Source organism: Petrotoga sp. HWHPT.55.6.3, assembly GCF_002895495.1.
Taxonomy (GTDB): Bacteria; Thermotogota; Thermotogae; order Petrotogales; family Petrotogaceae; genus Petrotoga; species Petrotoga mobilis.
The window spans coordinates 109,116-120,865 of record NZ_AZRJ01000009.1; the positions used below are offsets into that span (position 1 = coordinate 109,116).

The 11,750-nt window shown below is 33.7% G+C and carries 12 protein-coding genes and 1 tRNA gene; 3 read left to right on the plus strand and 10 right to left on the minus strand.

Annotated elements, in window-relative coordinates; all coding sequences use genetic code 11:
• Positions 1 to 40: 40 nt before the first annotated feature.
• The 4 genes from X926_RS10375 to frr are packed head-to-tail and all read right to left on the minus strand — an operon-like array spanning position 41 to position 2,597.
• Positions 41 to 442, minus strand: a complete 402-nt coding sequence (locus X926_RS10375) for a prepilin-type N-terminal cleavage/methylation domain-containing protein (RefSeq protein ID WP_103065063.1) — start codon at positions 440 to 442, stop codon at positions 41 to 43.
• A gap of 9 nt (positions 443 to 451) precedes the next feature.
• Positions 452 to 1,297, minus strand: coding sequence for a phosphatidate cytidylyltransferase (locus tag X926_RS03745; protein WP_012208456.1), 846 nt, complete (start codon positions 1,295 to 1,297; stop codon positions 452 to 454).
• Positions 1,294 to 2,016 (minus strand): polyprenyl diphosphate synthase, encoded by a 723-nt coding sequence (gene uppS / locus X926_RS03750; RefSeq protein WP_369973674.1) that lies wholly within the window; start codon positions 2,014 to 2,016, stop codon positions 1,294 to 1,296. The genes X926_RS03745 and uppS overlap by 4 nt, the downstream gene beginning before the upstream one ends.
• A 17-nt stretch (positions 2,017 to 2,033) precedes the next feature.
• Complete coding sequence (gene frr, locus X926_RS03755) at positions 2,034 to 2,597, minus strand: ribosome recycling factor (protein ID WP_103065065.1); 564 nt, start codon at positions 2,595 to 2,597, stop codon at positions 2,034 to 2,036.
• Between the two features lie 112 nt (positions 2,598 to 2,709).
• On the opposite strand from frr, the gene X926_RS03760 reads away from it, so the two are divergent.
• Positions 2,710 to 4,752, plus strand: a complete 2,043-nt coding sequence (locus X926_RS03760; protein ID WP_103065066.1) for a metallophosphoesterase — start codon at positions 2,710 to 2,712, stop codon at positions 4,750 to 4,752.
• Between the two features lie 21 nt (positions 4,753 to 4,773).
• Here the strand turns inward: X926_RS03760 and rsxA are convergent, their stop codons facing one another.
• Genes rsxA through rsxC form a run of 5 tightly spaced genes read right to left on the minus strand, consistent with a single transcriptional unit; the run spans position 4,774 to position 8,966 of the window.
• The gene (gene rsxA, locus X926_RS03765; protein ID WP_012208452.1) at positions 4,774 to 5,349 is read right to left on the minus strand and encodes an electron transport complex subunit RsxA; all 576 of its coding nucleotides are present in this window, start codon (positions 5,347 to 5,349) and stop codon (positions 4,774 to 4,776) included.
• Complete coding sequence (gene rsxE / locus X926_RS03770) at positions 5,346 to 5,966, minus strand: electron transport complex subunit RsxE (RefSeq protein WP_012208451.1); 621 nt, start codon at positions 5,964 to 5,966, stop codon at positions 5,346 to 5,348. The genes rsxA and rsxE overlap by 4 nt, the downstream gene beginning before the upstream one ends.
• Before the next feature lie 4 nt (positions 5,967 to 5,970).
• The gene (locus tag X926_RS03775) at positions 5,971 to 6,669 is read right to left on the minus strand and encodes an RnfABCDGE type electron transport complex subunit G (protein WP_103065067.1); all 699 of its coding nucleotides are present in this window, start codon (positions 6,667 to 6,669) and stop codon (positions 5,971 to 5,973) included.
• Entirely contained in the window at positions 6,662 to 7,642 is a 981-nt protein-coding gene (locus X926_RS03780) for an RnfABCDGE type electron transport complex subunit D (RefSeq protein ID WP_103065068.1), read from the minus strand. Before X926_RS03780 ends, X926_RS03775 begins: the two co-directional genes overlap by 8 nt.
• Position 7,643: 1 nt before the next feature.
• Positions 7,644 to 8,966: an electron transport complex subunit RsxC gene (rsxC, locus tag X926_RS03785; RefSeq protein ID WP_103065069.1), complete on the minus strand. Its 1,323-nt coding sequence runs from the start codon at positions 8,964 to 8,966 to the stop codon at positions 7,644 to 7,646.
• A gap of 346 nt (positions 8,967 to 9,312) precedes the next feature.
• Here rsxC and X926_RS03790 point away from each other — a divergent pair, with 346 nt between their 5' ends.
• Positions 9,313 to 10,593 carry a sigma-70 family RNA polymerase sigma factor gene (locus tag X926_RS03790; protein WP_103065070.1) on the plus strand — a complete coding sequence of 427 codons (1,281 nt, stop codon included), beginning with the start codon at positions 9,313 to 9,315 and terminating at the stop codon, positions 10,591 to 10,593.
• 88 nt (positions 10,594 to 10,681) lie between these two features.
• Positions 10,682 to 10,756: transfer RNA gene (locus X926_RS03795), tRNA-Glu, on the plus strand.
• Positions 10,757 to 10,864: 108 nt separating this feature from the next.
• Here X926_RS03795 and X926_RS03800 read toward each other — a convergent pair.
• Positions 10,865 to 11,692 (minus strand): hypothetical protein, encoded by an 828-nt coding sequence (locus X926_RS03800; protein ID WP_103065071.1) that lies wholly within the window; start codon positions 11,690 to 11,692, stop codon positions 10,865 to 10,867.
• Between the last annotated feature and the right edge of the window lie 58 nt (positions 11,693 to 11,750).

Genomic DNA, 11,750 nt, shown 5'->3' on the forward strand with positions numbered 1-11,750 from the left:
CTGTTTCCCACCCTCACTAAAGTGTCTGCTTTCTATTCTTTTAATATTTAACTACTAAATAGGCAGTATCATTATCGATAAGTATGTTGTTGTTAATCTTTTTTAGCTCTGTTGCGGTAGGTGAGTCACCGTCATATACGATTCTGATTTCTAATGGGGTAGATGAATCTTTTACTATTTCTATATTTTCTGGTTGAGAAGTTAAATAGCCGTCTGACAAGAGAGCAGCAAACGTCACCCCACTTAAGGTTGAATTATAAATACCATAGTTCATTACAGCGACTTGAACATTTTGCATTTCAGTTACTATTTTAGTTGCTTTAGCTTGATTGATAAGTCTCGTAACCGATGGGATAGCGATACTTGCGAGGATTGAAATGATCCCCAATACTATTAGAACCTCAACCACTGTGAAACCTTCGTTAAATTTTGTCTTTTTCATTTTCGCCCCCTATATCCACAGTATTCTCAACAAAAAATACCACATTGGGGTTACGATCAACAAACCATCAATTCTGTCGAGCATTCCCCCATGACCTGGTAAAATTTCTCCAGAATCTTTTACATTATAATATCTTTTAATAATTGATTCTGTTAAATCTCCAATGGTATCAAAAAAGCCCACCATCAATGCAAAGATAAGGGTTTGCAAGAGAGTTATTTTTTGAATGCTTCCAAAAAAAACCCCAATGGAATCAAATATAAATATATAAGCAAAAGTGAAAAAGATGCCACCTAATAATCCCTCCCAACTTTTTTTTGGTGAAAAATGTGGAGAAAGTTTATGTTTACCGAAACTCAATCCAAAAAAATATGCACCGGCGTCATAAGCCCATACTGCAGTTAATGCTAAAATCGCCATCCCTGGTCCATAGTTCAAATGAATCAAATAAAAGTTTGAAAGGAAAAAAGATACGTAGATAATACTTAATGCAGAAGATTCTATGAACCTTTTTGTGTGCGTTATTTCTTTAACTAAGAGCATGATCGAAAATACAGACGCTACGAAAGCTAAGAAAAATATTCCTTCACTTTCAAAAGGTAAAATTCCTCTATATTCAGCCTCCAAGGAGAATCCATATATAAGACTGGATGTTCCTACAATAAAAGTAAGCAAAAGCTTGATGAAACTATTTTTGACATCACTTGTAAATAGTTCAATCAATTCAAAGGAAGCTAACATCACTATAGTTGTAACCAATCCTAAAAGAGTGGGATACGTTAAATAAGAAAAAACAACTATAGGTCCAATAATTACCCCTGATATTACTCTTGTCCAGAGTTCTTTTTTATTCAAAGGTTTTCCTCCATATCTTTAGACTTACTGCTTATACCCCCGAATCGTCTCTCTCTTTTAGAATAATCTAAAAGGGCGTTGAAGTAATCATCATAGGAAAAATCAGGCCATAGAGTTTCTGTAAAATACAGTTCAGAATAAGCAGATTGCCAAAGTAAGAAGTTACTTAGTCTTTCTTCACCTGCTGTTCTTATTATTAAATCAGGATAAGGAACATCTGGTAAATAAAGGTTGCTGTCAATATCTTCTTTTGTTATTGTTGTCTTCTGTTCTTTCAAGATTTTATTTACTGCATCTACAATCTCTTGTCTTCCACTGTAATTCAAGGCGAAGATCAAATTGAAATCTTTGTTATTTTTACTTATGTCCTCGATTTCTTTACAAGTCTTTATGAGACTTTCTGGCAGTTTATTGATTCTTCCTAAAAATCTAACATTTACCCCATTTTCTATGATACGTTTAAGGTTATCTTCAAAGTATCTTATGAGTAAATCAAATAAAAATTCTATTTCATTTTGTGGTCTCTTCCAATTTTCTTCTGAAAAGGTGTATAAGGTAAGATAATTAATTCCAACTTCTTTAGACCACTCAATAACTTTGAGGGCAGTTTCAGCACCCCTTTGATGTCCATAGTTTCTGTCATAGCCACTTTTAGTTGCCCATCTTCCGTTTCCATCCATAATTATACCAACATGGGCAGGTACTTTTGAAAGTTTCATACTTATATTTTCCACATTTATGACTCCATGATCTCTTTTTCTTTTCTTTGGAATATTTTTTCTGCCTCATCTTCATTTTCTTTTAAAATCTCTTGGATTTCTTCTTCGAATTTTTTTGCCTCGTCTTCACTTATTGAACCCTCGTTCTTTATTTCTTTAACCTTTTTTATATCATCTCTTCTAATATTTCTTAAAGCCACTTTTGTTTCTTCTAGCATCTCTTTTATAGCTTTTACCAGTTTTCTTCTTTCTTCAATAGTGGGATTTGGGAAAGATACCCTAACTACGTTACCATCGTTTATCGCGTGAAAGCCAAAATTAGAAGCATTTATAGCTTTTTCTATCGGTTCCAGCATCTTTTTATCCCATGGGGTTATGACAACTGTTCTTTCTTCTCCAACACTTAAGGTTGCAACCTGATTAATGGGAGTAGGCATACCATAATAATCGACTTTTATATCCTCAAAAATAGCGGTAGTAGGTCGTCCGGTTCTTACTTTTTTTAATTCGTCCTCGAAATGTTCAAGAGTTTTTTTCATTTTTTCTTCTGCTTCTTTCGCATAAGAACTTCTCTTTGCCATGACTTCACCTCCGCATAAAATTTAATTCAGCAAATATTATACCACACCAAAGGGTTTTTCTTATATGATATAATATTGAAAGAGCGAAAAAACACGAAAAGGGGGCATTAATGTGAAAAAGTATCTTATCGTAACATTTTTTGCTATTTTGTCTGTACTCTTTTTTTCAGCAGATCTAATTTCATCTTATCAGGATAATTATATATTATCCAACAACTATTTGACAATAGGAATTTCTAAAGAAAATGGATATATAACCCTTTTTAAAAGTAATGAAGTTAATAAAAGTCTTTTCACAAATCATAAAATTCTAATTTCAGGTGTAGAGCTCCAAAACAGCATTGTAGAAACTTCGGAAGATTCGATTTCTTTCATTTATGATGAAAACGACTTCAAAGTGTTGAATACTTACACCCTACAAGAACAAAACCTCTTATTGAGTACTATGATAACTAACAAAACGGAAACAAAAAAACGAGTCCAAATGAATGAAATAATAGATTACTCCGACACATTTCCTTTTTTTATAAAGTCAAAGATCTTAAATAACTATGTATTAGTTCTTCAGCAAGATTTTGGAAGCTTTGGCTATTTCCCGGTTGATGATCAAACATTTCAGAGGGTTATAGCAAACGACGAGATGACCACAAGTATCTCATTTTTTACCCTTGAACCTGAGGATGTTCTTGAATTTACGAGAGTTATAACCGTTGGTGAGAGCGTTAGCGAAATAGAAAAAAGATATTATGATAAATTCGGTATAGGTTATACAACTATCGAAAAAAATATAATATTGAACAATGAAAAGTCTGCTAAGGGCATGAGAGTTGTTGTAGAAGATGAATTGGGAACCATTCAAGATGTTCAACTAGTTGATGAAAAAGGAAAAGCAGAATTTTATCTTCCCAATGATGAAGATTATGGGAATTTCCAAGTTAAAGTAGATTTTGGAAATTTGAAGAGTGAATCTGTCTCTATTGTAGAGTCTGAAGACCTTTTTGTTGAAGTTGGAGAAAATTACTTTTTTTACCAACCTTTCCTCACTAACAAAGAGGAAGATGGTGTGACTATCAATTTCAGGATGGCTGTCCCTGCCAGGTCAACTGTAGAAGTTTATGATTCAAGTAGCGAAGCTAAGGTGTTAGAAATACAAAACGAGTTTCCTTTGGAATATCACTATATAGAACTTTCTGGCTTGCAACCTGATTCTTCCTATGAATACGTGATAAATGTTGAAGATACTTATACTCTGAATGATGTTAAGACAGAAAAAAAGGCTTTTAAAACCAAGCCTTTAGATGAAAATGTTGATTCTTTTCGATTTATAGTTTATGGAGATACTCAAATCTATGACGAAAGACACGCTTACGTTGTTAATAGAATTGTAGGAGATTCGGATCTAAATACAGCATTCATTCTAAAGCCTGGAGATCACACGGAAGAAGGCACATCAGAGAAGAGCTGGAGTAAATTTTTTGAGTCTGCAAACCCTTTAAGTTCTCAAATCCCCTATTACATGGCTTTAGGTAATCACGAAAGAAACAGTTTACTTTATTATAGGGCATTCGAGCTTCCAAGTGGTGGTGGAGATTATTCCAAGAGATGGTACTCTTTTGATTATGGAAACTCTCATTTTGTTATCTTAGATTCTAATATTTTGGAATCTACGGATCTTTATGAAAAACAAATGAAGTGGCTGGAAGAAGATCTTAAAAACAATAATGATAAAAAATTTATCTTCGTGGCTTTCCATCATCCTTTTTGGACGACAGCCACGGAGTATGGTAATATGGAAGAAAATCTTCCCGAAGGTCATTTCAACACAAAGAATTGGTTGCCCATTTTCGAAAAGTACGGTGTTGATGTTGTGATAAACGGACATATACACGCTTACGAAAGGTATTTTAAGGATGGAATCATGTTTATAACCAGTGGTGGAGGGGGTGCTAAGCTAAATACAAATCATGGAGCGGATCCACTGCCTTGGCATGTAAAGCACGTTCTCGGAAAGCTCCATTACATTATTTTTGATGTTTACGAAGATTCGATCAAAGTTACTGTAAAAGCAGTGGCGAGGGTTGATAATCCTCTTTTCCCAAATCAATATACTCCAATTGACGAAATAATTGATGAATTCTACATATACAAAAAGTGAAAGGGAGATTATTCTCCCTTTTCATAATTTCACCAAACCTGAAAACCCCATAAAAGCCATTGAAAGAAGTCCAGCCGTTATTAGCGCTAAAGCGGTACCTTGGAAGGGTTTTGGGACATTGTTTAGTTGCATTTTTTCTCTTATTGAAGAAAATATTATTAATGCCAGCGAAAATCCCAATCCAGAAGCAAAAGAGTTTACCAAACTTTCGATAAAGGTGTAATTAGTTTGTATGTTTAACAATGCGATCCCCAATATTGCACAATTGGTTGTTATGAGTGGTAAGTATATCCCCAAGGCTTCGTAAAGGGCTGGACTTGATTTCTTAATAAAGAACTCAACAAATTGAACAAGTACAGCAATTACCAAAATAAACACGATCGTTCTTAAAAATTCTACTCCAAGCATTATTAGTATCTGATTTAAGAGCCAAGTTATTACTCCTGCTATCGTCATGACAAAAATTACTGCGATAGACATTCCAACAGCGGAACTTTTGCTTCTAGAAACTCCTAAAAAAGGGCAAATACCTAAAAATCTAGTTAAAATAATATTGTTTACCAAAGCGGCTGAAATAAAGAGAAGGATAAGATTCATTTTTTAGCACCTGCCTTCTTCTTTTTGTTTTCTCTACTTATACCTATCGAATTGAACATTCCAAGTAAAAGTCCTAAAGTAATGAATGCGCCAGGTGGTAGTATGAAAAGGTATAAGTTGAGGGCGTCTCCCCACACCGTAAAACCAAAGATCGTTCCGTTACCCAATAATTCTCTTACTGATCCCAATAATACGAGTGCTCCTGTAAAACCTAAACCGATTCCCAAGGCATCAAATATTGAATCTAATACCCCGTTTTTTGATGCGAAAGATTCTGCCCTTCCCATTATGATACAGTTCACAACTATCAAAGGTATAAATATTCCCAAAGTCTGCCATAATTCGTATGTTAGTCCGTGCATTATGAGATCTATCATTGTTACAAAAGAAGCTATAATAACAATATAAATGGGTATTCTTATCTTTTTAGGAACTATTTTCCTGATCAAAGAGATTACAATGTTTGACATTGTTAAAACAGCTAGAGTAGCTATTCCCATACCCAAACCATTTTCTGCGCTTGTAGTTGTAGCTAAAGTAGGGCACATTCCTAACACTTGAACAAAAGTTGGGTTGTTTTTTATCAAACCGTTGGTAAAGTTTTTCAGATCCGCCATCTTTTCACATCACCCCTTCCTCTTTTAAAAATTCTACAGCTGCATTAATAGAATCAGCAACGGCTCTTGGAGTTATTGTTGCTCCTGTCATTACATCGCTAGTTTTCACTACACCTTGTTCTTTGTAACTATTTATTGAATTAGTTGGGACAGTTACGCCGGCGTCTTTATCGACTTTAACACCTACATTTAAACCTGATTCTGGGATCAAACTAAATCTTTTTTTCACGGGTTCTTCAGAGATTTTGGCCCCAAGCCCTGGAGTTTCTTGTGAATAATTTATTACTTCTATTTTATTCAAAGTAATTTGGACATCATCTTTTTTGATGAATGAAATAACGCTAACCACATCTCCTCCGTAACCTACTCCTGAAACTGTCATGACATAAATTTCGGTGTTGTTTTCCGTGAACTTATAAACCGGGGAAAAAACTTTTGCGTTTTTTGGACTTACGTATAAAACACCATCTTGATCTTCTTTCCATATATTTTTTTCTAACTGTTCTTCATTGGTAGGAATATTAGAAACTAAATATTCACCAGTATTTGCATCTTTTAATACCTCTTCTATAGCTGACAATGTATTATTGAATTCTGATTGTACTATCATTGGATTGACAAAATTATACACAATAGATACTAAAAGACCGGCAGCAACCATAAAAGCGGTTAAGATTAAACCTGTTTTTATATATTCACGCATGTTTTATCTCCCCTTTGGTTGTTCCATAAATTTTTGGTTTTAGCCAATCATCTATCAAAGGGACAAAAGCGTTCATGATAAGAATTGAAAAGGAAACACCTTCGGGGTAGCTACCAAAAAATCTTATGATCATCGTCAAAATACCAGCTCCCACACCAAAAACGAGCTGGCCCATTTTGGTCATTGGAGAAGTAACCATATCCGTTGCCATGAACAAAGCACCTAATATTAAGCCACCTGCTAAAAGATGGAACAAGGGAGTTCCAAATTTGGTAGGATCAACCATGTAAAAAACAGAGCTAAAAATTAAAACCGTTCCTATATAGGATACAGGGATCATCAATTTTATTCTACCTTTAATGACTAAGTATATGAAACCAATAATTAAAGCTAAAGCGCTAACTTCTCCGATAGAACCGGGAATTGTTCCGATGAACATATCCCAGTAAGTATAATTTTGGAGTACTGTGCTCATTCCTTCTTCAGAAATTATTCCCAGTACGGAGGCAGAAGTAACAATATCAGGATTCTGGTAATAAAAAGGTACATACCAGGTGGTCATAGCTGTAGGGAAAGATATCAACATAAAAGCCCTTCCAACTAAAGCAGGGTTAAAAAAGTTTTGACCTAACCCCCCAAATACTTGTTTCGCTAAAATTATCGCAATGACCACTCCTAACATAATTTGCCACCAGTTAACAGCTAAAGAAAGGTTCATACCTAAGAGTAACCCTGTAACAGAAGCGGAAAAATCAGGGATATGATCTTTTTGTTTTCTTACAAAACGAACAATCGAAAAATCCAGCATTTCTGCAAAAACCATAGAAAATAACATAATAAAAAGTGCTCGAAAACCAAAGATCCATGTTGAAGCAATAACCGCGGGTATCAATGATATCAAAACATCGATCATAATTTTACGAGTGGTATTGTTAGTTCTAAAATGGGGTGCAGCTTCAGTGCTAAGATTCACCTCAAACCCTCCTTTTTTGAATGGCTTTTATAACCTTTTTTGTTGTCTTGAATGTTTTAACTAGATCTATATTTGATGGACAAATGTAAGAACAAGCACCACATTCTATACAATCCATAATTCCATTTTCTTGTGCGATGTCGTTTTTCCTAGCATCAGCAAGTTTTTTTAGGTAGTAAGGTTGAAGTCCCATGGGGCATGCTCTAACACAAGAAGCACATCTAATACATGGATATTCATGCTTTTGTGGTATGTCTTCTTTTGTTAAGACGGTGATAGCATTGTTCCCCTTGAAAGTCGGTAAATCAATATTTGGTAAAGGTAATCCAGTCATTGGTCCGCCATAGATGATTCTGTCGATCTTTTCCTCTTCGACGAGCTCCACTTGATTTAAAAGGTCCGAAACCTTAGTGCCAATACGGAACCAATAATTACCAGGTTTTTTTACACCCCCACTCAATGTGATACCACGTTCAACTAATGGTTTCCCGTTGATTACCGCGTCATAAATTGCATAGGTAGTGGAAATGTTAAAAACTAAAGCCCCTGCGTCAATAGGCAAACCTCCTGAAGGGACTTCCCTTTTTGTGATAGATTTTATTAATTGTTTTTCTGCACCTTGAGGATATTTTGTTTTTAGAATTGCAACTTCGATATTTTCATTTTTTAATGCGTTTTTCATGGCTTTTATTGCTTCGGGTTTGTTTTCTTCGATGCCCACATAAATTTTTCCTGGATTAACTATATATTCTATTATTTTTATTCCTTTAATTATTTCTTCTGTGTATGTTCTCATCATCATATCATCAACAGTTATGTATGGTTCACATTCTGCTCCATTGATTATTAAGTAATCGACTTTTTTGCCTTCGGGTATACTTAATTTCACATGAGATGGGAACATAGCACCACCTAATCCCACTATACCTGCTTTTTTAACAATGTTTATTAATTCTTCCTTTGAAAACTTCTTAAAGTTTTCATCGTGTTCAATATATTCCCAGATATCTTCGGAAGTTCTTTTTATTACGATTGCGTTATCCTTTCTTCCTGTGGAGGTATTTATAAATGATTCTATTCCAAGAACTTCCCCTGTAACAGAAGCATGTATGTTTGCTGAAATATTGCCTGTAGCCTCTGCTATTAATTGGCCTGTTTTTACCTGATCACCCTCTTTTACGATTGGCTTTGCAGGGGCTCCAATATGGTTAGTTGTGAATAGGTACACAAAGTCTGGCAAAGGCAACTTTTCAAAAGGTTTGTCCTTTGTAAAATGCTTCTTCTGAGGCGGATGTACACCACCTTTAAAAGTTAATGTTGGCACAAAGAAACCTCCTTTTTGTTTTTTAAGGAACAAAGAATTGAAAGTATATATAAATTTTAAATAAAGTTCTATAGTTCTTTTTTAGGGTTCAAAAGCGTTACGACAATTATTATAGCACGAAAGAATGTTCTAATTTCAACGGCTTCTAAAGTTTTTAAAAAAAATTATTACATTTATGTATATTAATTGTTTTTTCATATTTATTTAATATTGTCTCGCTATAATATTTAACAGAGATATAACTGTTTGTTTTAAATTAGTCTACTTTTTTTAAAAGCTTCTCTACGATTTTATCATATAATTTCTTCTTTTTTTATTCTAATTTTTTAATAGAAGGTGAGTTTTCATGATAGAAAAAGACAAAAATTTGGACTTCGAATCGAAGAGCACAGATTGCACTCAAGCTGATAAAAGCTCAAAAGTCAAAAAATATTCCTTGTCTTTAACTATTAAAAATAGTCCTAATGCAATCACCGATGAAATATTAAGAAAAATCAAAAAAAAGCTATCGAAGGATCAGAAAACAGTAACTTTTGAAGAAATTGACGAATCTATACCTAGCCAAATGCGAGAGGATTTTACATTAGAATTTTTAATAAATTTTTACAATGAATTAAAAAAATCTAATATTTCTGTAGTGGATAGCACAATACATAACTTTTATGAAGAAGAAGAGGAAGAAGAAAAGAATTTAGAGACCAACGAAGTGTTTAAAGATCCTGAAGAATACGATGAGATTTTCGAAGATTTTGCTGATGTTGAAGTTGAGATGTGTGATAATATTTCGTTGCAAGATCCGATTAAAATATATCTTAAAGAGATTAGTAAGAGCAAATTATTAACCCCTTCAAGAGAAAGAAAGCTAGCAAGAAGGGCGCAAATGGGAGATAAAAGAGCCAGAGAGGAACTTATAAAAGCTAATCTTCGATTAGTTATTAGCATCGCAAAAAGGTATGTTGGTCATGGGTTAGGTTTTTTGGATCTCATACAAGAAGGAAATATTGGTTTAATGAAAGCCGTAGCTAAATTTGATTGGAAAAAAGGCTATAAATTCTCTACTTATTCTTATTGGTGGATACGCCAAGCTATAACAAGGGCGATTGCTGATCAAGGAAGGACTGTAAGAATTCCGGTACATTTGGTAGAAACGATTAATAGAATGAATAGGGTTGTAAATAAGTATATTCAAGAAAATGGAGAAGTGCCTGATTTAGAAGAACTCTCTGTTTTGATGGACAAGCCGGTAGATAAGATGAAAGAGGTATTAATTAGTGCCAAAAATATATTCTCCTTAAATGCCCCGATTTCTAACGATGTAGATGCCGAAGGAGAAAGTGAGGTACTAGATTTTGTCGATTCTGATTCACCTACCCCTGATGAAGAGGGAAGGAAGATGATTATTCGTCAAAAAATGGAAATGATTATTGATACGCTCTCACCTAAGGAAGCTATGATACTAAAAATGAGATACGGTTTCGTAGATGGGAAACAAAAAACTCTCGAAGAGGTCGGAGAATTTTTTAATGTAACAAGAGAAAGAATCAGGCAGATAGAGTCCAAATCTATCAGGAAGTTAAAACATCCGGCTAGAAAAAAGATGATAGAAAATATTATGCAGGAATATTAAAGGGAAAGTTTTCAATTCTCAAACCTATTGACAAAGTAATTTATGGTTGATATAATAACTAAGGATTGGAAATGAAACTATACAAAATGGCCCCATAGGATAACGGTTAGTCCATTGGATTCTCAGTCCAAGAGTCAGGGTTCGATTCCCTGTGGGGCTGCCAGAATTAATAATCGGGTAAAAGATAGATAAAAGTTATCATCCATCTTCTACCCGATAAATTTTTATTGTTTTTTAAAGGAAAGCTAGTTTGATTTATCGAAAAATTTAGTCACAATTTTTCAGTGGGAATTGTTCCACATTCAAACACGTGGTTGAAAAGATTAAAAGAACTATCAAAAGCTGATTTCAACGTGTAACCTTTTATGATACTATTGATAAAATTAGCTTCGAAAGCAGATACCGCCTCTTCGAAATACTTTTTTTCTTTAACTTTTACTTCATATATTTTTTTATCAAAAGAGATTGCATCTTTAGATATAATTATCTTATTATCAACTTTTAAATTACTGCTTTTTTCTGCTAATTCTCTATATGTCGTTTTAGAAATTAAAAAAAGATAATCACATGTAAATTTATCAACTTCATCTATATGGGACTCCCGTAGATCTACAAATAGTCTTCTTTTTACCTTAGTTAGGTCAATTATCTTTTTGTTCCAGGAGTTGTACACTATAAAAAGATTTTTTATATTGTACAGATATTCGGTAATAAATTCTGGTTCTACTTTTAAGTTTGTATCACGATAATCAACGTATTCAGTATTTTCTTCTATATTTCTAACTTTCCTCGTATTTCCTCCAGGTTTTTCAATCCATATAATAGGAATTTCTTTTGTTTGAAAAGTTTTAAGTAAGAATTCAATATACTCATCGGGACTTAAAAAATCAAATATCGATGGTTTGAGATGAAAATAATCGTTCAAATAAATAACAACTCTTCCTCCAGCTCCCGCTACCTCAGTTGTTATTTTGATATTATCTTTTATTTTTTTTATAATATGTTCGATTTCTATGCCACCCAAAACACCAATATCAGGAAGATTTTCTCTACTAATTATGGAAAGAACTTGCTCTTGATATTGGTAAACAGTTTTCAATTATGTTTCCCCCCACGATGTTTTGAATACAGTGTTTAGTGCTAAGGTAAGTTTTAAA